The 21199-nt window shown below is 60.7% G+C and carries 15 protein-coding genes, 1 pseudogene and 1 riboswitch; of the genes and pseudogenes, 3 read left to right on the top strand and 13 right to left on the bottom strand.

Annotated elements, in window-relative coordinates; genetic code table 11:
• Positions 1–26: 26 nt before the first annotated feature.
• The 8 genes from folP to ACXAC3_RS10850 all read right to left on the bottom strand — a co-directional run bounded on the left by folP (position 27) and on the right by ACXAC3_RS10850 (position 10813).
• The gene (folP, locus tag ACXAC3_RS10885; RefSeq protein ID WP_475159714.1) at positions 27–1025 is read right to left on the bottom strand and encodes a dihydropteroate synthase; all 999 of its coding nucleotides are present in this window, start codon (positions 1023–1025) and stop codon (positions 27–29) included.
• On the bottom strand, positions 1022–1942 hold the full coding sequence (locus tag ACXAC3_RS10880) for a dihydroneopterin aldolase (protein ID WP_475159710.1): 921 nt from the start codon (positions 1940–1942) through the stop codon (positions 1022–1024). The genes folP and ACXAC3_RS10880 overlap by 4 nt, the downstream gene beginning before the upstream one ends.
• Before the next feature lie 103 nt (positions 1943–2045).
• Positions 2046–3419 (bottom strand): multicopper oxidase family protein, encoded by a 1374-nt coding sequence (locus ACXAC3_RS10875; RefSeq protein ID WP_475159708.1) that lies wholly within the window; start codon positions 3417–3419, stop codon positions 2046–2048.
• A gap of 73 nt (positions 3420–3492) precedes the next feature.
• Entirely contained in the window at positions 3493–4134 is a 642-nt protein-coding gene (locus ACXAC3_RS10870; protein ID WP_475159706.1) for a cell wall hydrolase, read from the bottom strand.
• A gap of 186 nt (positions 4135–4320) precedes the next feature.
• A complete protein-coding gene (locus ACXAC3_RS10865; RefSeq protein ID WP_475159703.1) occupies positions 4321–6882 on the bottom strand; it encodes a putative PEP-binding protein in 2562 nt (853 codons plus the stop codon).
• A 43-nt stretch (positions 6883–6925) separates the two neighbouring features.
• Positions 6926–9061, bottom strand: coding sequence for a glycine--tRNA ligase subunit beta (gene glyS / locus ACXAC3_RS10860; RefSeq protein WP_475159698.1), 2136 nt, complete (start codon positions 9059–9061; stop codon positions 6926–6928).
• A 9-nt stretch (positions 9062–9070) separates the two neighbouring features.
• A complete protein-coding gene (gltS, locus tag ACXAC3_RS10855) occupies positions 9071–10285 on the bottom strand; it encodes a sodium/glutamate symporter (protein WP_475159695.1) in 1215 nt (404 codons plus the stop codon).
• Between the two features lie 6 nt (positions 10286–10291).
• Positions 10292–10813, bottom strand: coding sequence for a DUF6446 family protein (locus tag ACXAC3_RS10850; RefSeq protein WP_475159692.1), 522 nt, complete (start codon positions 10811–10813; stop codon positions 10292–10294).
• A 91-nt stretch (positions 10814–10904) separates the two neighbouring features.
• On the opposite strand from ACXAC3_RS10850, the gene ACXAC3_RS10845 reads away from it, so the two are divergent.
• On the top strand, positions 10905–11537 hold the full coding sequence (locus tag ACXAC3_RS10845; protein WP_475159688.1) for a MarC family protein: 633 nt from the start codon (positions 10905–10907) through the stop codon (positions 11535–11537).
• Positions 11538–11545: 8 nt separating this feature from the next.
• Here the strand turns inward: ACXAC3_RS10845 and ACXAC3_RS10840 are convergent, their stop codons facing one another.
• Entirely contained in the window at positions 11546–12475 is a 930-nt protein-coding gene (locus ACXAC3_RS10840; protein WP_475159685.1) for a glycine--tRNA ligase subunit alpha, read from the bottom strand.
• 205 nt (positions 12476–12680) lie between these two features.
• On the opposite strand from ACXAC3_RS10840, the pseudogene ACXAC3_RS10835 reads away from it, so the two are divergent.
• Positions 12681–14420 (top strand): annotated as a pseudogene (locus tag ACXAC3_RS10835) (serine protease).
• Between the two features lie 54 nt (positions 14421–14474).
• Here the strand turns inward: ACXAC3_RS10835 and ACXAC3_RS10830 are convergent.
• Positions 14475–16049 carry a 5-guanidino-2-oxopentanoate decarboxylase gene (locus ACXAC3_RS10830; protein WP_475159680.1) on the bottom strand — a complete coding sequence of 525 codons (1575 nt, stop codon included), beginning with the start codon at positions 16047–16049 and terminating at the stop codon, positions 14475–14477.
• Complete coding sequence (locus tag ACXAC3_RS10825) at positions 16049–17497, bottom strand: TrkH family potassium uptake protein (RefSeq protein WP_475159678.1); 1449 nt, start codon at positions 17495–17497, stop codon at positions 16049–16051. Before ACXAC3_RS10825 ends, ACXAC3_RS10830 begins: the two co-directional genes overlap by 1 nt.
• Between ACXAC3_RS10825 and ACXAC3_RS10820 the strand changes: the two genes are divergently transcribed.
• The gene (locus tag ACXAC3_RS10820; protein WP_475159674.1) at positions 17496–18032 is read left to right on the top strand and encodes a hypothetical protein; all 537 of its coding nucleotides are present in this window, start codon (positions 17496–17498) and stop codon (positions 18030–18032) included. The two genes, ACXAC3_RS10825 and ACXAC3_RS10820, sit on opposite strands and share 2 nt — an antisense overlap.
• 539 nt (positions 18033–18571) lie before the next feature.
• Here ACXAC3_RS10820 and folE2 read toward each other — a convergent pair.
• Both folE2 and metZ read right to left on the bottom strand, forming a co-directional pair.
• Positions 18572–19675: a GTP cyclohydrolase FolE2 gene (folE2, locus tag ACXAC3_RS10815; RefSeq protein WP_475159670.1), complete on the bottom strand. Its 1104-nt coding sequence runs from the start codon at positions 19673–19675 to the stop codon at positions 18572–18574.
• Between the two features lie 169 nt (positions 19676–19844).
• Positions 19845–21035: an O-succinylhomoserine sulfhydrylase gene (gene metZ, locus ACXAC3_RS10810; RefSeq protein WP_475159667.1), complete on the bottom strand. Its 1191-nt coding sequence runs from the start codon at positions 21033–21035 to the stop codon at positions 19845–19847.
• A 65-nt stretch (positions 21036–21100) separates the two neighbouring features.
• Positions 21101–21178: riboswitch (SAM riboswitch) on the bottom strand.
• Positions 21179–21199: the final 21 nt, after the last annotated feature.

Below are 21199 nucleotides of genomic sequence, written 5' to 3'. Positions count from 1 at the left end.
TCCGTTTCTTCTTGCCTGCGTCCGGATTACCGGACGGCGGCCCAAAGGCGCAAGGCCTGAGCTGTCTCGGCGACATCATGAACCCGCACGATCTGCGCGCCTTGCGACAATCCTGCCAATGCAACGGCAATTGAACCCGGAGCGCGCGCATTCTTGCGCGGCTCTTTGCCGATCTGACCGATGAAGCCCTTGCGCGATACGCCCAGCAGAATCGGGCACCCCAATCCGTGAAACAGGCTGAGGTTTCGCAAAAGCGTCAGGTTGTGCGCCTCGGTCTTGCCGAAACCGATGCCGGGATCAACGACGATCCGGTCTCGGGTCAGGCCGAGCTGTTCCAGATGGGCCACCTGCCCTTCGAGGAAGTCATAAACATCCAGCAGGACGTCGTCATATTGCGGGTCGTCCTGCATCGTGGCCGGATCGCCCTGCATATGCATCACGCAGACCGGCGCACCAATACGGGCGCAGAATGGCGCGAGGTCCGGGTCAAAGGTAAACCCCGAGACATCGTTGATCAGCCCGGCCCCCGCATTCCACGCCGCTTGCGCCACACCGGCTTTGCGGGTGTCGATGGATATCAACGCTCCGGTTTTGCTGCGAATTGCATCGATCAGGGGAATCGTTCGGGCGATTTCCTCGTCCTCGGGCACCAGGGTCGCGCCCGGACGGGTGGACTCACCGCCGATATCCAGAACGGTGGCACCGTGGGACACCATGTTTTCCGCCGAGGACAGCGCGGCCTCGACCGAGTTATGCACGCCTCCGTCGGAAAAACTGTCGGGCGTGGCGTTGAGGATGCCCATGATCTGCGGGTGAGTCATGGCCAGCCCGGCAATGTCGGCACGGGCACGGGTCAACCGATCCAACGTGTTGCCCGGAATATCCTGTGCCTCGACGACCCGAGGGCGTTCAGTGCGTGAAAGTCGAATGGCTTGTGTAAACCACAGGGCCTGACCGGCCAGAGGCACCGCCCCGGCCGGGCGTATCAGCCCGTGCTGAACCAGCGGCTGGAAATATTCGGTCACAGTTGCGCCTGGTCCACCGAGACCGCGCGCAGCGGCGTTTTCGGCGCATTCGGCAAGGCACCGCCGATCACCATCATTTCGCTGGCTTCAAAGGTCGCCGCGAACCACGCCGCCAGGGCAACCGCGTCCGACGGCGCAGCAGAAGGCCCGTCGACCGCATCCAGCACAATCTTGGACGGAGCCCAGACGCAGATCTGGCCATTCTTCATCGCCCAATCCAGTTCCGTGCGCGTCGATACCACCACGCAACGGTGATCCCGTGCCGCCAAAACCCAGGCGTTCTGTTCGATTGCCAGCAGGTCGACCCGGCGCTGCGTCATCGCATGGCCGGTCTGCGGAACCGCCATGTCAGCCGCACCAACGCAAAGGATCAAGGGACGTTGCCGGTTTTCCAGCTGATCTATCCACCCGGTCAGATTTGGCGAGGCAATCGCCTCGTTGGACAGGAACACGAGGCGCGGATGGGGGCGTTCTTCCTCGACCATATCGTGGTGAATGTTGTCCTTGCCACGCACGATCTCGACCCCCAGCGCTCCGGGCCCGCGATCCAGCTTTTCTATTCTGACAAAGGCCCTTACCGCCTGAGGTTCAAGCAAAATTCGTTCCGCCACCCTGTCTGCCAGTGTTTCCAGCAGGTTCAGACGTTCAGCCGCCAGTTCATAGGCGATGGCTTCGGTCACGCGGTCGTAGGACAGGATACGATCCACGTCATCGTCAATCGGGTCCGTCAGCGGGCGGACTTCGACCACGATGTTAAAGCAGATGCGCTGCGTCGTTCCACGCTCGGCCTGAAAGGCGCCGATCTCGAATTCGACGATGTGGTCGCGCAGCGATATGCGATCAAGCGGGCCACGCGTCGCGGTCGCTTCGGACCGTTCGGACGGGTGCGCAAAGGCAAGGCGGATTTCAGAGCTCATGCGGCGAACCTTTTCGGGCTTGATGGGTTTTGCTGCCCAAAACTAAACGATGCGCGGGCGTATAGCACTGCAACAAGCGCCTTTCCAGCCATCGAATGCGGCGTCAGGTAACCCGAAACCAGCTCATCATTCCCGATGCGGCATGCCCAAGCATATGGCAATGCAGCAACCAATCCCCCGGATTGTCCGCCACCAGTGCGATTTGCCGGGTTTGGCCGCGTTCAATCAGAACCGTATCGCGCCATGGCCCAAGGCTGCCATCCGCAAGGATCAGGCGGAAGTGGTGCCCATGAAGGTGCATGGCATGCGGAAAGACCGTTTCGTTGACGAACTCGATCCTGTGCGTGCTGCCTAGTTCGGCGTCCAGAAAGGGATCGCTCGGCCGCTCGGCGTAACCGTTCAGGGCCCAGAACCGCCCGAGCTGCGCCAGTTCGCGGCCAGAGAGTTCCGCTTCACCCAGCTTCGCGGCCTCAAGCCACCGCATCGCGCCGCCCTGCATCACCATCTGGTGTAATGGCGCGCCTTCAAGCATCAGATCAGGCATCGGATTCGCTGGTAACGGAGACACCCCCGTCCGGACTGTTGCCGACGGCGCGCCAGAGACCGGGAACCGCACCAGCCCAAAGCCGCCGTCGCGCTCAAGGCTGATCAGGTTCGCATCCTTGGCCGATCCCTGCGCTGCATCCACTATCAGATCCATGCGTTGCGCCGGTGCCAGAGGAAAGCTTTCGGTGACTCGCTGTGGTACGGCCAAAGGCATCCCGTCCAGCGCCACCACCCATCCAGCCAGCCCATCCAGCGCAAGATCGAAAATCCGGGCGTTCGAGGCGTTGATCAGGCGCAGACGAAGGCGATCACCGGCATTCACGGGATAAGCAGGGTCGAACCGGCCGTTGACAGAGACAAGGTTCCCCAACCGCCCCGCATGACTCAGATCGTGGCCATTGCTGAAATCATCCGTTATCCGCGCTGTTTCAGGGTCCAGACGCCAGTCATCCAGCATCAGCGTCAGATCGCGGTCCACATCCGGGTTGTCCGCCTCTTCGACGATCAGCGGCCCGTAGAGCCCGCGCGCCACCTGTTCCATCGACTGGTTATGCGCGTGATACCAATAGGTTCCCGCGTCCGGAACGACAAAGTCGTAGTCAAAGCTATCGCCCGGCGCGACAACCTTCTGCGTCAGACCGGGCACGCCGTCCATGGCGTTGTCAATCCGGATACCGTGCCAATGCACGGTTGTGGGCTGCGGGAGATCATTTACCAACCTGCGAGACACGCGCGCGCCTTGCTGTACCCGGATTTCGGTTCCCGGGACTGTTCCGCCATAAGACCAGACCGGCGTTCGCGGAAATCCCTCCGGTGCGATTTGTTGTTCGGACGCCTGCGCAATCAGGTCAGCACCCGACGCCCTGACAGCACCGGGCAGCACCGCCAAGGCGGCTGCCGATTGCAGAAATCCTCTACGCGAAAACGACATTGCGGGCCTCCTGGCCCGCAACATAGGTCACAATCCGCCCCGCGCCATCAGGGTTCCAGCGCGGGTGCGTCAATCAGTTGCTCGCTGTCCGGTAGTTGTGGCGATAGAAAATATGCACGCCGATACGGGCTGTTTCCTTGTAGACCCGCGACCAGGACGGACGGACCGCCGTCGTGTGGTAATGCGTGGCGCCTTCGGTCATTTCCTGAGCAACGCCGTTAATGGCCGCTCGTGCAACCTTTGCCACCCGCTCATAGGCCCTTTTCTCGCGGATCACTTCCTTGTACCCGTCGCAGGTATAGGTGAACTGGCACTGATATTTCTTGCCCGTTCCCTGTTTGATTACGCCGCACAACGAATTTGGGAAACGGCTGCTTTTGACCCGGTTCAGGATAACCTCGGCCACGGCAAACTGACCGCGCACGCTTTCGCCGCGGGCTTCAAAGTACAGAGCTTCGGCCAGGCATTTGAAATGTTCATCCCCGGTGGCCGCAGGCTGTTGATCCAGCCAGGCCTTCGAATAGGATATCTCTTTCGGCTCAAGCTCTTTGCGCGGCTTGAACAGATTCAGGTAGTCGCGAAAATTCTGACCGGGCAGATCGCTTCGCGAAACCAGCTCGGTTTTGGCAGTATCGGTCGCTTCACGTTCGGCATAGGACGCACTCGGCAGCGCGGTTGCTGCCATCGCGGCAACAGCCAGTATATATCGTAGCATCAGATAACCTCGCACAGGCACATTTCGCGCCGAACCCTCCCCCGGCGGGCGCGACGAGGCTCATACCGAATAAAATTCGGGACGTCCAGTTCTGAAGAAAACGCAAGTGGAAAATCGCCGTAGCGCCAAAATAAATTGGCGACGGTGCGTTTCAAAAACCACTAATCCTAGGGTAAAAGGGCGCTGTCAACCCCCAAGTCTGGACGAAATCGCCAGTTGAGCGGCAGCCAGCCGAGCGACGGGTACCCGGAAGGGGGAACAGGACACGTAGTCGAACCCGAGATCGCGGCAAATGGCGATTGATTCGGGGTTGCCGCCATGTTCTCCGCAAACCGAAAGCGTGACATCCGGTTGGGCCAAACGGCCCCGTTCGGACCCGAGTTTGAGCAATTCGCCAACACCGTCCGGGTCCAGAACATGGAACGGGTCTTCGACAAAGACGCCCTGGCGGACATAGGCCGACATGAACCGTCCCGCGTCGTCCCGCGACAATCCATAGGTCATCTGTGTCAGGTCGTTGGTACCGAAGCTCAGGAACGAGGTTTGCGGCGCGATCTCATCCGCGCGCAGACAGGCACGCGGGGTTTCAACCATGACGCCAAGCCGGTATTCGAACTCGACCCCGCGCTCGGACGCGACCGCGGCAGCGACCGAGTCAATGCGCGCCTTGACCAGTTCGACCTCGCGCTTGGCCGAAACAAGCGGGATCATGACCTCGGGCACGACCGGCGCGCCGTCCTTGCTGGCTTCGAGCGTGGCCTCGAAAATCGCCCGCGCCTGCATGTCGTAAATTTCGGGGACCGTCACACCCAAACGAACGCCGCGCAGGCCGAGCATCGGATTGTATTCCGTCATGGCGGCGACCCGCCGCTCGACGTCGGAAACCGGCAAGTCCAGCGCCTCAGCCAGTTCACGCTGTCCGCTGCGCGTGGTGGGCAGGAACTCATGCAGCGGGGGATCGAAAAGGCGGATACAGACGGGTTGCCCTTCCATGATCCTGAACAGTTGCACGAAATCATCACGCTGCATGGGCAACAGGCGTTCCAGAACCGCCGCCCGCCCGGAAGAGGTTTGCGCAAAGATCATCTCGCGCATCACGATCAGACGACCGGGATCAAAGAACATATGCTCGGTCCGGCACAAGCCGATGCCTTCGGCCATGAAATTCCGCGCGGTCTGCGCATCGGCGGGCGTATCGGCATTGGCCCGGATGGCAATGTCGCGCTCGGCATCAGCCCACCCCATCAGGGTCTGGAAACAGTCGTCCAGCGCGGCCTCCAGCATGGCGGGCTGTCCCGCCAGCACCTGACCGGATGTGCCGTCGATCGTCAGTTTGTCACCGGTCTTGAACACGCGGCCGTCCGGTGCGGTCAGCAGCTTCTTCTTGGTCTGAAACCGCATCTCGGACGCGCCGACAATGCAAGGCAAACCCAGCCCGCGCCCAATCACGGCAGCATGGCTGGTCATACCGCCCTTTTCGGTCAGGACAGCCACGGCCGCATGCATTCCGCGCACATCCTCGGGCGAGGTTTCGCGGCGGACCAGAATACAGGGCTCGCCCCGGGCGGCACTGGCCTGTGCTTCGGCGGCAGTGAACACGATCTTGCCCGAGGCTGCACCCGGACTGGCTGCGATCCCTGTCGTCAGCACGTCGCGGCGGGCTTCCGGGTGGACCTGACGGTGCAGCAATTCGTTCAGGGAATGGGGATCGACACGCATGACCGCCTCTTGCGCCGGTATGATGCCGTCTTCGGCCAGACGCACGGCAATCCGCATTGCCGCCCTTGCGCTGCGCTGCACGCGCACGCCGTCCAGAATGTGGACGTGGCCGTTTTCGACAACGAATTCAACCTGCATCTCTTCGCGCAGTTTGGTCCGCATCAGCGCCGCATGCGCCTTGACGTCCGCAAACGCCTTGGGCGCGACCTCTTCCAGTGACTTTCCGCGCGGGTCTTTTTCCAGATACAGCGCTGCGACATCCGCACCCAGCGCATCGCGACCCTGGCTTTGGCTCAGATAGCGGCCCGTCAACTGCGGCAGCCCGGTTGTGGGATCGACAAGTTGCAGAACACCGGACCCGCATTCCCCCTGACCGACGCCGGGGATCATCTCTTGTATGACCAGCCCAAGCCCCGCATCCGCAGGTGCGCCCTTGGCCTGTCGCAGCAATCGGGCCGAGGTCCCGTCCCATGCCCGGGCCATGGACCGCAGAACAGCGATCAACTGCTCGCCCCGGTCTTGCGGAAAGGCCTCGTCGGTTTCGTCCTCGTAAGCTCGCAGCGATTGTTGCAGGCCCTCCCGCCCGTCCGCATCGATGTCGTCGAAGACATCCGCATCCAGACGCGCAACATGCACCGCGAAACTCTGAACAAAGCGCAGATACAGCGCGGCGGCGGCTTCGACGCCCATAGAATCCGACAGGTCAACATAGCGCGCGTCGTTCATTCCGATATTCAAAATGGCTCCGGGACCGCCCCAGTCGGGATCTTCCGAACTGGGCCGGACGCAAAGCAGCGCGGTCTGGTCGAACTGCTCGACGATGGCTTCGATATCCGGAATATGCCCGTCCGCGATCCGTTGTACCGCATCGAAGGACAAAGCCACGGTCCGCGGCACCGGCATCTCAAGCCGGACAAGCCGTTGCAGGCATTTGGCGCGCCCGCCATGAGTGTTGGCGGCAATCGGCGCGGAGGACGTGATCAGCGTGGTATGCGGGTTATTCTGCACTGCGGCACCTTTTGGTTTCACCGCAGCATAAGCCCCTGCCCCGATGGCGCAAGGGCGATCTGGGTCAACCCTCGATCTTGCTGAGGTCGGCGACGCTGGAGCAGACCTGCCGGATTTGGCTCAGCAGGTTCAGGCGGTTACGGCGCAGGATATCGTTGTCGGTATTGACCTGAACTTCGTCAAAGAACGCATCAACCGGACCGCGCAAGGCGGCCATCGTGGCCATGGCCTTCGGGAAATCCTCGGCCTTCAGCGCCGGCGTTATCTCGGCCTGCGCCGCGTCGAGCGCGGCAAACAGCGCCTTTTCGCTGTCGGTCTCGGCGAATTTCACATCCGCGCCATAGGAGTATTCGACGCCGTCCTTCTCCTCGGCCTGCGTCAGGATGTTGTTGGCACGCTTGAACCCCTGCACGAGGTTTTCCCCATCCTCAGTCGCAATCACGGCGTTTAGCGCGCGGGCGCGTTTGACCAGCAGGTTGAGGTCGTCATTGCCGTCCATCGCAATACAGGCGTCGATGATGTCATGACGAATGCCCTCATCGCGGAGAAAGACTTTGAGGCGGTCATGGAAGAATGCAACAACATCGCGCGCGACAAACCATGCGGGGTCATTCGAATGAGGTTCCGCCATTTTCGCTGCAAATTTTAGTTCCGTATCTTGGCTAGGAGAAGGATGATTTCGTGCGGCGCTTGCCAAGACTGGAAGGGAGTTTAGTCTCAAAGAATTCTCCATGACCAACCGAATTACTCCCAACGCCGCACGACGCAGCGCAAACGGGTCTTTCGAGCCGGTCGGCTTCTCATCAATCGCCCAGAACCCGGTCAGCGTGTCCAGCTTGTCGGCCAGCGCTACGGTCACTGAGAGAGGCGCGGTCGGCACGTCATCTGACGGACCCAGCGGAGAATAATGCTCCTGCGCCACAGCGGCCACGGCAGCATCTTCACCTGCGGCTTCGATGTAATACCGCCCCATAAGCCCTTGAAGTTCAGGGAATTCATAGACCATCTCAGAACTCAGATCGGCCTTGGCCAGACGCGCGGCTTTCTCGGCCTGATCGGCATCCGCGCCGGTAACCGGGGCCAGTTCGCGGGCCAGCGCGGCGATGCGGTCGATCCGCTCGGCCTGGGTGCCCAGCTTGTTGTGGAAGGTCACATTCTCCAGCGCGCGGGTCCATTGGGCGATGTCCGATTTGGCGACGCGCAGGTCGTTCTCCCAGAAGAACTTCGCATCGGCCAGACGGGCCGACAGCACCTTCTGGTTCCCCGCCAGAATGGTTGCGCCATTGTCGGCGGTTTCGCGGTTGGCGACGGTGATGAAGCGTTCGATCCGGCCCGTTTTAGGGTTCTTCACGGAAAAGAACTTCTGGTGTTCCTTCATCGAGGTCTGCAGCACCTCGGGCGGCAATTCGAGGAATTCTTCGTCAATCTGCCCCATCAGCACCACCGGCCACTCGACCAGACCGGCCACCTCGGCCAGCAGGCCCTTGTCATCGACCACTTCCAGACCGGCGGCAAAGGCCATGTTCTGGGCATCGTTCCAGATATGTTCGGCGCGATCCGCAGGGTTCAGCACGACAAAGGCGCGTTTCAGCTTGGCAGCGTAATCCTCGAACGACCTCACCGGGAACCGATCCGGCGCCATGAAACGGTGACCTTCAGTTGTCTCGCCCGACGTGATGCCGTCGATATTCAACGGCACCACCTGCGAGCCGGCTTCATCACTGAGGATGCACAAGATCGAATGCAGCGGGCGTACCCAGCGCAATGGACCACCGCCCCAGCGCATCGACTTGGGCCAGGGGAAGTTGCGGATCGTCGCCTCAAGCACCTCGGCCACGATTTCCGCTGCCGGACGGCCGGGTTTTTCGATTGCCGCGAAATAGACCGCGCCTTTGGGCGTATCGCGTTCCTCAAGCTGGTCACGGGTCAGACCGGCACCGCGCAGGAAGCCTTCGATGGCCTTGTCCGGCGCGCCGACCTTGGGGCCTTTGCGTTCCTCGCGGATCGTGGGGCTTTCGGCCAGCAACCCGTCGACGGCCAGCGTCAGACGGCGTGGCGTGGTCAGGGCTGCGGCCCCGGCATAGGTGAGACCGGCCTCGACCAGACCATCGGTGATCCGCTTTTTCAGATCCTCACCCGCGCGGGTCTGCATACGGGCGGGGATTTCCTCGGAAAACAGTTCGATCAGCAGGTCGGGCATTGTCGGTCCTTAGAATGAAACGATCGTCTGAATGACGATGGCATTGGCGATGTCCACAAAGAATGCGGATACAAGGGGCAGCACGATAAAGGCAATAGGTGACGGGCCATATCGCTTGGTCACGGCGGTCATATTGGCAATGGCCGTAGGCGTGGCACCCAGCGCGAACCCGCCAAACCCAGCGGCCAGCACGGCGGCGCGGTAATTGCCGCCCATGATCGGGAACAGCACCCAGATCACGAAGACCACCGCAAGAACTGTCTGCGCCGTCATGATGACCACGATGGCAAGGCCCAGTTCGGCGATGGTCCAGAGTTGCAGGCTCATCAGCGACATGGCCAGAAAGGCACCCAGAGAGAACTCGGAAATCAGTGCCAGCGCGGGCGTGCGTGACACCGCAGGCGCCCTTGGCGCAAGCGCCGAGCGCAGGTTGGCAATGATGATCCCCATGATCAGACAGGGCACAAACAGCGGCAGCTTCAGCCCGGCGGAACGGATCACCTCGTTCAGAAAATACCCGCAGATGATGGCGATGTTCAGGTACAGCAGCACCCGCATGATCGTCAGGTGATCAATTCTGAGCGCTGCTTCACCCGGGCTTCCCGACACGCCGATGGTATGTTCTTCGTTCGGGCGATCGGGGGTCAACCCTTTCCCTTCGATCAGCAGGCGGGCAATCGGCCCTCCGACCAGCGCGGCGAGAACAAGACCCAGGGTCGCCACGGCAACTCCCAGTTCAGTGGCACCGTCCAACCCGGTTGCGGCACCTACCTCGGGAGCCCAGGCAATGGCCGTTCCGTGGCCGCCGATCAGAGAGGCGGACCCAAACAGAACCCCGGACTGGGCAGGATACCCGAATGCGACCGCGCCAGCTGCCCCGACCACGTTTTGCGCAACGATGGTGATCAAAGTGAGGACAAGAAGCAAAAACAGAGGCTTGCCGCCGGAAATTAAATCAGAAAAGCGGGCATTCAGGCCGATTCCGGCAAAGAAAACAACAAGCAGGAAATCCCGCGCCGTCAGTCCGAAGGTCAGTTCGATGCCCCAGACAAGATACAAAATGAGCAATGCGACCGACGCCAACAACCCTCCGGTGACTGGTTCGGGTATGTTGAACTGGCGCAAAACCGAGACCCGCGCGTTGATCTCGGCCCCGATCAGGTAGACCGCAAATCCAAGCGTGGCAGTCAGAAAATCCGGGATCTGAAGCATCGCCTCGACCATGTTGCCTCAGCTTTCGGGTCTGGGCGGGCATTCTTCACCCACCACGGTTCCGTCATAGGCCTTTTCACCGCAATTGTTCAGCGCGTGCCAGACAAACCCTCTGCCGTCCTGTGTTACGGCGACGATCCGGTCGACCCCGTAATGGATGTTCTTCTGCCCCAGAAACGCCCGTGCCTGCCCGGATTTCAGAGCCGTGGCAACGGCTTCGGCATCGTAGCAGTCAAACCACCCCGGGGCCGTCAGGGGTTCGGGGTCTTCTGCTGGAACAAACGCGCTCAGGTCGTCGGCCGAAAGATCCGTCTCGAAACAGGCCCGGTACCGGATCGGTGAACTGTCGGCGTCTATCGCCCGAAACGCTGTGTAGTTGATCGGTTCGGGGCTATCAGCCCCCTTGCGCAGCAGAACCACATCCTTTCCGGGCTGAGCAGCTACTTCATAGTAAAACCCGTAGACCTGCAGGTAATACATACCCGCACCAGCCAGTGCCGCAGACACAAGAAGAATGATGGCAAGCAGTTTTCCGGTCATCTTTTGATCATCCCTGTCAAGCTGCCTCTTTCAAGTTCGCGAAAAATGCGCCAGTTTCCAAACTGATACAGGTGGAAACAAGGCTTTTCGAATGGACATGACCCTTGCTGTCGGGTTTTTCGGTGCGCTGTTTGCGATCATGAACCCGATCACCAACCTGCCGGTTTTCCTGAGCGTCACCGACGGCCTGACCCCGGCGGATCAACGGAAAGTTGCCGCGAAAACAGCCACCTACTGTCTGATCCTTGGCGGTGCCTTCGCCGCCATCGGCAATCAGACGCTGGGCTTGTTCGGGATCAGCGTGGATGACCTGCGCGTGGCGGGCGGACTGGTCGTTCTGATGATCGGGCTGAACATGCTGAACGGCACCGAAAGCAGCTCGCACCACGGGACCGAAGGGGAAAAGCAATCCTACCCCGCCCCGGAAACAGTCGCCTTCTACCCGCTGGCCTTTCCCATTTTGGTGGGCCCCGGCACGATCACGACGCTGATCCTGTATGCGCACCATATTTCCAAACCTGCCGATGCAATCATCTATTCCAGCGTTTTTCTGGCCGTGCTGTTTTTGCTGTTCATCACGTTCTGGAACGCCTCGGCCCTTGCCAGGCGGCTGTCGGACAATGCCCGCGTCATCATGAGCCGCTTTATGGGCATGATCCTGTCGGCCATAGCGATCAGCATGATCGCGGACGGCCTGAAAGTCTTGCTGCCGGGGTTGGCCTGAACGCCCCATCAGGCCTCGAACCCGGCGGCCTCGGTCAGCATGAAAGCGTCTGCGCATTGTTTTGCCAGCGTCCGAACCCGGCCAATATAGGCCTGCCGCTCGGTCACCGAGATCACGCCGCGCGCATCCAGCAGGTTAAAGATGTGGCTGGCCTTGATGCACTGATCATAGGCAGGATGCGCCATGATGATGCGTTTGCCGGTCTTAGGGTCATCATGCTCTTGCGCCAGAATGGCGGCGCATTCGGCCTCGGCCTCTTCAAAATGGCGCAGCAGCACTTCGGTATTGGCCACGTCAAAGTTCCAGCGGGCATATTCCTCTTCGGTTTGCTTGAAGATATCGCCGTAGGTCAGCGGGCTGGGCGATTGCGGATCGTTGAAAGGCATGTCCATCACGTGGTCGATGCCCAGCACATACATCGCCAACCGCTCAAGACCATAGGTCAGCTCGCCCGAGACCGGGGCGCAGTCATGGCCGCCGACCTGCTGGAAATAGGTGAACTGGCTGACTTCCATGCCGTCACACCAAACCTCCCAGCCGAGCCCCCACGCGCCGAGCGTGGGGCTTTCCCAGTCATCCTCGACGAACCGGATGTCGTGCAGGTCCATGTCGATGCCAATGGCCTGCAGCGAACCCAGATACAGTTCCTGCAAGTCCGGCGGGCTGGGTTTGATCAGCACCTGATACTGGTAGTAATGCTGCAACCGGTTCGGGTTCTCACCATAGCGCCCGTCGGTCGGACGACGCGAGGGTTGCACATAAGCCGCGGCCCAGGCCTTTGACCCCAGCGCGCGCAGAGTGGTCGCCGGGTGGAACGTTCCTGCCCCAACCTCCATGTCATAGGGCTGCAGGATCGCGCAGCCCTTCGAGGCCCAATAGGTCTGAAGCCGCAGGATGATTTCCTGAAATGAACGTGGTGCGCTGGACGGTTCGGTCATGACATTCCCTTTGGGCACATCCGCGCCCGGTTCCGGTCGGTTTTGCCCTTCCTATGCAAGGGGCCAGGGGGCGTCAACGGGCCAATCCGTTCAGGCTGTCACTGCGCCGCCACACTGGAAATTCCCCGTATTCCAAGCATGGCGTTCCCCCCTTTTAATCGCGTAGTCTGCGACAAAGCTAAAACACTGCGGACACGGGCAGACAATGACACGCAAATTCACGGTATTCTTGTTACTTTTCCTCTTCGGCGTCAGGGCCGCTTTTGCACAGCAGGACGCGGCCGTCTGGGTCCAGGTCGAAGCGCAGCCGTCGCTGCGCGAGGCGCGGGACCGGGCTCAGGTCTATGCCAACGCCCTGCCGGACGTGAACGGGTTTCGCCTGAATTCAGGCTGGTACGCCATCCTGATCGGCCCCTATTTGCGCAGCGATGCTGAGCAGGTCCTGCGCGTATACCGCGCCGAAGGGCAGATCCCTTCGGACAGTTTCATCGCCTTTTCTAACTCACTCGGTCAGCAGTTCTGGCCTGTCGGCGCTAACATTCTGGACCGGGGAACAGTCACGCCACCGGTTGAGGCTGAACCGCAGCCGGAACCGCCGGTCGCGGGGCTGACACCCCAACCCACGGATGAAACACGCGCGCAGGCGCTGCGATCGGAACGCCTTTTGACCGCGCAGGAGCGTCGGGACCTGCAAACCGCACTTCAGGCTGCCGGGTTCTACAATTCCACGATCGACGGTGCATTCGGTCAGGGCACGCGCCGTTCGATGGGCGACTGGCAACGCTTTAACGGGTACGAGCCAACCGGCGTTCTGACCACTGCGCAGCGTATGGCGCTGATGGAAGATTACAATGCGCCGCTGATCAGCGTGGGCATGGATCGATACACCGACGCGCAGGCCGGAATTGAACTGGACCTGCCGCTGGGTGTCGTGGCGTTCGACCGGTACGAGGCCCCGTTCGCGCATTTCACCGGATCGTCCGATCTGGGCGCAACGGTGCTGCTCATTAGCCAGGAAGGCGACAGGTCGACATTGCGCGCGCTGTATGAAGTCATGCAGTCGCTGGAAATCGTGCCGCTGGACGGCGCCCGCGAATTGCGGCGCGATCGATTTGCGCTGGAGGGTCGCGGCAACGGCATCGTTTCCTACACCGAAGCCACCCTGAAAGACGGTCGGATCAAGGGCTTTACGCTGGTCTGGCCCGAAGAGGACGAAGCCCGCCGCGCGCGCGTGTTGGCTGCAATGAAGGCCAGTTTCACGCCCGGTGACGCCGTTCTGGATGCCGGTGCAGGTGCAGAATCCGAGCAGCGCATCGATCTGGTGTCGGGCCTTCAGGTGCGCAAACCCCGCTTGTCCCGATCCGGGTTCTTTACGGACGAAAGCGGCACGGTCCTGACCGTCGCCGAGGCGGCCGAAAGCTGTGGCCGGGTCACCCTGGAGGGCGATCAAGAATTGCAGGTTGCCTGGACAGATACCGATCTGGGCGTGACAGTCCTGCGGCCCAGCAGCAGCCTTGTACCAATCAGCATCGCAGAATTCAGCGCCGACAGACCCCGGATTTAGGCCGAGGTCGCAGTCTCGGGTTTTTCCTATCAGGGTGCGTTGGGCGCGCCGACGCTGACCTATGGCCAGATCACCGACGTGCGCGGTCTGAATGGAGAGGACGGCGTCAAGCGTCTGGAACTGGCAGCGCAACCGGGGGACGCAGGCGGCCCCGTATTCGACGGCAGCGGTCAGGTTGTCGGAATGCTTCTGCCCACGCCGTCCGAAGGGCGCACATTGCCCGCCTCGGTCAGCCTTGCGGCCACGGTCGACAGGCTGAACGAAATCCTGTCAAAGGCCGGAGTATCCGGGCAATCCAGCCAGTCGGCCACGCAAATTTCGCCCAATGAACTCAGCCGCCGCGCGAACGGAATGACCGTTCTTGTGCATTGCTGGGACTAAGGCGGTTCTCTGAAAACGAAAAACGCCGCCCTTTTGGGCGGCGTTTTTTTGTGCCTACCGTATACCGGGGGTGACCCGGATCAGCGTCGGAACCGGCGCATCAAATGCGGTGCGAACAGCGTCCTGCATTTCGGTCAGTGATGTTGGCTCGGCAGATAATGCCCCGAACGCTTCGGCCAGCTTACAGAAATCGGGGTTATGCGCCGCGACCGCGTTTGGCGCGATCTGGCTGCGCACCATGCTGTCTTCAATTTCCTTGAGCTTTCCGTTGTCCCACAGAATGATCGGCAGCGACAGACCCAGCTCTACCGCTGCGCCCAGTTCCATCATTGTGTATTGAAACCCGTAATCGCCCGCTATGACCGCTGTGGGTTTGCCCCGGCGCGCGACCGCGCCGCCTATTCCCGCGGGCAGAGCGTAGCCCAGCGTGCCAAACCCGGTCGGATGGTGCCAATGATACGGATAGGCCATGTCCCACACTTCCTTGGCAACATAGGCGAACTGGGTCATGTCGGAATAGATCATGGTGTCCGGCGGCAGGGCCTGCCGCAGCGCGTCGATCACCGGCATAACCCCGGTGCGTTCCGCGTCTATCTCAGCACGCCAGCGGTTGCGAGCCTCGGCAACTTCTTCCGTCGTCCAGCCCGACGCTGGTTTGACGTGATCTGACGCTGCCAACAGCGCCTGGGCAAAGCTCTCACCATCCGCCTGCAGCTTGACCGCAGCCCTATGCCTGTCGGACAAGACCTGCGGGTCCAGATCGACCCGCACGAGATTGGCGGAATGCCCAAGTTCACTCCGCCACAGATCGACTTCGCCCAGTTCCGCGCCCACCGCAACCACCAGATCGGCCGACGCGATGATATCCGCGCTGCCCGGACGCGGCAGAGATGCCCCGAAATCCAGCGCATATCCCAGCCCAGCCATCCCCCGCCCCGCGTAGGTTGTGAAACAGGCCGCGCCCAGCTGCGTCAGAATTTGCCGCCACAGGTTGGACCGCGCCCCGCCGCCCAGAATGAAAAGCGGCCGACGCGCGATGTTCAGCATCGAAATCACCGAAGCGATGTCAGGCGGCAAAGCCCTTGTGCGCAGGCCAGGCTGATGCGGGAACGGGGCCGGATCGGCCTCGGCCTCAAGCTGGGCGATGGGGACCTGAATGTGCTTGGGGCGCGGGCGGGACAGTTCGAACTCTTCAAAGGCACGCTCAACCAGCGCGTATGCCGCCTGTGCCGAATTGGCCTGATGGGACCAGTCCGCCACGGTCTCGGCAGCGGCGCGCTGATCCTTCATCTGATGCAACTGCCCCTGTTCCACCTGCGCGTCATCCAGACAAGAAGACATCACCAGCATCGGGACAGAATCCGAATACGCCTGCCCCATAGGTGTCATGATATTGCTCAGCCCCGGCCCGGTGATCACATAGGCAACGCCCGGCTTGCCGGTCGCACGCGCATAGCCATCGGCCATGAACCCGGCGCCCTGTTCATGGCGCGCCAGAACATGCGTGATACCGGCCTCTTCAATACCGCGGTACATTTCCTGATTATGCACGCCGGGGATGCCAAATATCACGTCAACGCCCCGATCCTTCAACATGTGCGAGATCTGGGCACCAAGGGGTCTTTTCATCAACTTCTCCAGAATTGGACGGTAAACAGCGCGTAAACGGCCAGCAGTTCAAGCCTGCCGACCAGCATGCCAATGGACAGCAGCCACTTGGCGGTATCACTCAGCCCGGCAAAATTACCCGCCGGGCCGATCTGATCCCCCAACCCCGGCCCCACATTGGCCAAGGCGGTTGCCGCGCCCGAGACCGATGTGATGAAATCCAGCCCGGTCAGAGCCAGCGCCCAGGCCAGCACCCCAAGCGAGAGCACGAAGAACATAAAGAAGCTCATCACCGAGGTCAGAACGTCCGTGCCGATTGTCCGCCCGTCATATTGTGGCGTGAAAACACCATGGGGCGACCGGATGCGACGGATCTGCGTTTTGATGGACGCGAACAACAGCTGGTAACGGAACACTTTGATCGAACAGGCGGTCGAGCCGGCGCAGCCGCCGATCAGACCTATCAGAAAGAACAGCATGACCGGGAAATTGCCCCAGCCCATATAGTCGACGCTGGCATAGCCCGTGCCGGAAATGATCGAGGTGATGTTGAACAGGGATTCCCTGATCGCCTGTTCCCAGTGATGCGGAAAGACCGTTGTCAGGAAAACCGCCATGATCACAACCAGAACCAGTATCGTCGCCAGAAAGACCCGGATCTGACTGTCGCGGAAAATCGATGTCGTGTTGCCGTTGGCAAATTGCACGTACCGCACGAACGGCAGCGCCGCGAGGATCATGAAGACCGAAGCGGCATATTCCGTTGGTCCCGAAAACGTGCCGAAAGACGCGTCGTAATTAGAGAACCCACCCGTCGCGATAGTGGTCATCGCGTGCACGAGCGCGTCGAAAAAACTCATCCCCAGCCCGGCATAGACCAGCACACAGACAAAGGTCAGGAACACGTAGATCAGGGAAATCTGACCCGCGATTTCTTGCGCCCGCGGCAGGATTTTCCCCATGGTTTCAAACCCTTCCGAGCGGAAGATCTGCATTCCACCAACCCGAAGCTCTGGCAGGAACACCATAGCGACGACAATGATGCCGATGCCGCCCAGCCATTGCAGCACGCCGCGCCACAGCAACAAGCCTTGCGGCAGGTCGTCGAGCCCCGAGATCACAGTAGAACCGGTCGTTGTCAGACCCGACATCGCTTCGAAATAGGCATCGACAAAACGCAGCTCGGTTTCGCCGAACAAAAACGGAATGGCACCAAAGAACGGCAGCGCAACCCAGACACCGGTGGTCAACAAAAAGGTCTGACGGATCGTCAGTCCTTCGCCGACGCCGTTCGAACAACTGAGGGACAGAACAACGCCCGTCAGGATCGTGATAACGCCGCTTTCAAAAAACACATGCCATTCGCCCCGGCCTTCGATGAGATCCGCAAGCATGGGCAGCATCATGGTCGCCCCAAGAATGGCGACCAACAGGCCAATCACATATCCAACCGGGCGCATGTCCGTCATGAGGCGCAGCGTTGGCGCGCCTGCACGACTGAGTCAAGCGGATGTCCCGTTTTACTTGCCGGTGTTGTCTGACGGCTCAGGCATCGCAGGCGGTTTGGACGGGGCGCGTGTACGGCGCGCCGGCGCGGAATTCTGGGCGGTCTCAGCATTCACAACCTGGGGCTTGGCAGGTTCCGGCTTGGGCGCCGGCTTCGCGGCCTCAACTTTGGGCGCGGCCGGTTTCGCGGCGACGGTCCGTGCCGCAGGCTTGGTAGTTGCTTTTGTCACCTCCGGTTTGGTTTCCGTCTTTACCGCTGCCGGTTTGGCTGCCTGCGTTCGGGGCGCCGGCTTGGCAGAGGGTGCTCTCTGGGTGCGCGCGGCAGCAGGTTTCAGGTCAGGCGATTTGGTCTTTGCAGTGGCAGGGCGTGAAGCAGCGGGTTTAGCGGCGCTTTTCGCCGGGGCCGATGCGGCAGGCGCTTTGGTCTTGGCTGTTGCTGTTTTTACTGCGGTGGGCTCGGGTGATTCGGCCTTTGGCTTTGCCGTCCTTTTTGCCTGAACCGCAGGCTTGGCTTTCGCAGTCGGGGCTGACTTGCGCTTGGAGACAGGTGCCCCCGGTTTTGCCTTTGTCTTGAACTCGGGCTTGGGGGTATCTGTCGCAGGGACCGAAGATGATGCATGCAGCGCGTTCATGGGTGCAAACGGCAACTCCATGGCAGAAACCGCCAGAATCTGCATGATTTTCATTTGGTTGCTAACCGCGTAACCGGCCATGCGAATGGCGGCTGCCTGAAATTCCAGCGGCTGGGTAATCGGATTTATTAGTCATTTCTCCTGTGAAAGCGATGCAACCAAAAAATGAGTGAGGGGCCCTGCCCGTGCCGAGATTTCGGACGGAATGCGATGTCTTGCAGTCCTGGGCGTCGCACGTCTCGGCTTCCTCTCAGAGTGGTGTGGACACCTAAGAAACGGCCACACCACGGCTGCATTCAAAGCCATTTTAGCGCGAAAAACTGTGCGCACGCAGCAAATACTGCTGCAGTGCGGCAAAAATTCGCCGTCTGACCAGATTTGAGGCTTATCGACGCCCCGGTCCGATCACCCGACGTGGAAAAGCGTGGTGAACAGGCGCGGATCAAGACTGGGTGAAACAAAGGTCGGTCCCTGGGTCAGAACCGATACCGCATCGTGACTGTGCAGGCTTTCCTGATGGCTGGCCACAACCCGGAAATCACCGACATGATGGTCGGCCAGCAATTCGGCGCAGAACAGGCGGGCGGCGTCCTCGACAAAGATCGGGTTGGCTGCGTTGAGTTCGGCAAAGGCCTGCTCGTCCTCGCGCTTGACCATCACCTGTGTCTCGGTCGGCACGGCGCGGCGGCACAAGGCGATCAGATCTTCGAACCACAGACAATCCGCGTCGCAATCCACAACAACGGAAATCCGCGCCACCGAGCGCTGAGAATGCGGCGTCGCCAATTGCCCACGCGTCGCGCGCGCATGCTCGCTGAGCTCCAGCGAACAGGGGCAGGTTGAGGAATAGACGTAATCCAGATGCATGATCTTCTGGCGGACACCGTTTTGTTCAACCAGTTCCAGCGCGATGTCGTAATATTGGTACCCTTCCAGCCCTGACCGCAGGCTTTGAACGCGATCCGGGTAGGAAAACCGCATCTGGATACGCGCGTCAAAACTGTCGAGGTCGGTCATGTAGTCGTTCAGCGCGGCCTCCATAACCTCGAAACTGAACGTGCGCTCGGCGTGTTTGTAGAAGGAACGCATGATCCGGGACATGTTGATGCCCTTCTTTTCCGCCTCAAGGCTGACCGTGCCGGTAACAGAAGTTTCCAGCGTCAGGTCTTCGCCATGCTTGCGGTGGAACCGGATCGGCAGGCGGAAATTCGAGATCCCGACATGCTGAATCTGCTGCCTTGCGCCACGGATCAGGCTGGACGGCCCGTTCTGAAGATCGGGCAGAGACGCACGGTACGCATCATCAACCTTGAAATCCTGGGCATAGTCCCGAGACAACGACGGGTAGTTGACCGGAACCAGACCCGGTACCAGCCGTGCGATGGCGGGATCAAGCTGGCTGATTTCAGCTTCGGTCGCGGTTTCAGCCCACTTGCGCAGGGTATTCAGCGCGGATGCGGCTTCATCACGGTCAGGTGCGTCGTCAATGTCACGGGGGTGCACGTTCATCGATCGGGGCTCCTCGGGTTGGTCGCCGGACTATATACGCGTTTGGCGCGTTTTCCAGTGTAACTGTATACGCGCCAAATCACAGCCCGGATCGAATTTCGGTGAAGGGCGTCGGACCGGCGCCATCCACTTTTGGCTTTGGACCCTGTTACCGGGTTAATAAGATATGTTATTGCTGAGAAACGTCCAATGCCTGCCTGATATCGGCAAGCAGATCGTGTGCGTCCTCAAGCCCGACAGAAAACCGGATCAGACCGGGTGTGATCCCCAGTTCGTGTTTCTGATCATCGCTTAACCGTTGATGGGTCGTCGTGGCCGGGTGTGTTGCAATCGACTTTGCATCCCCCAGATTGTTCGAGATCACCGGAATCGTCAGCGCGTTGAGGAACGCAAACGCCGCGTCCTTGCCGCCCTTGATGTCCAGCGACAGAACAGTGCCGCCCTTGCCGCCCAACTGAGACTGCACAAGTGCGTTCTGAGCGTGGGTTTTCAATCCCGGATACAGCGTCCGCTCCAGTGCGGCGTGACCTTCCAACGCTTCGGCGATAGTCTGGGCCGTCTGCGCCTGTGCATTGACCCGTAGGGCCATCGTCTCAAGACCTTTCAGCATGATCCACGCGTTGAACGGACTCAGCGCGCCGCCGGTGTGTTTGAGATAGGGTTCAACCGTTCCGCGGATAAATTCGCGCGTTCCGATGATAACGCCGCCCAGGGCGCGCCCCTGCCCGTCGATATGCTTGGTGGCCGAATACACGACCACGTCCGCGCCCTGCTCGATCGCACGCGAAAAGACCGGAGTGGAAAACACGTTGTCGACGATCACCGTCGCACCGACCGCGTGGGCCAGCGCGGCAACGGCTGATATGTCGATGACTTCCAGCGTCGGGTTCGACATGGATTCGAAAAAAACAGCCTTGGTGTCCGGCCGGATCGCCGCCTTCCACGCGTCCAGATCGGTTCCGTCGACAAAAGTGACGTCTACGCCGAACCTGGTCAGGATGTTTTCCAGTATGTACAGGCACGACCCGAACAACGCCTTTGCAGACACGACGTGATCCCCCGCCTGCAGCATCGACGTCAGCGCGGCATTTACCGCCGCCATGCCGGAAGCGGTGGCAAAGGCGTCCTCGCCCCCTTCCAGCGCGGCAATACGCTGTTCGAACATGGACACGGTCGGATTGCCGTAACGGGCGTAGATAAACTCATCCGGACCGGACTCGATGAACCGCGCCTCGGCCTGTTCGGCGGTGTCATAGACAAAGCCCTGGGTCAGAAAGATCGCCTCGCTGACCTCGTTGTATTGGCTGCGACGGATGCCGCCATGGACGGCTTGGGTGCGTTTGTTCCAGCTCTCGCTCATGTCATTCCTCTCGGCCCTTGCCCGGCAAAGGCATCAAAAAAACCCCAGACGCGGTCAAGCGAAAGGGGCCTTTCATCCTGACCTTTTAGCGGTGTTGTTTAGCGTGGCCCGCAATCCGGTAACAAATCGCCACGTGATGCTGTTGCCCTTACGCCGCACTTGCG

The sequence above is a fragment of the Ruegeria sp. ABV4_181 genome (genome assembly GCF_056158465.1).
The sequence above is the reverse complement of the archived record's forward strand: the minus strand, read 5'-3'. Positions and strand labels throughout refer to the sequence as shown.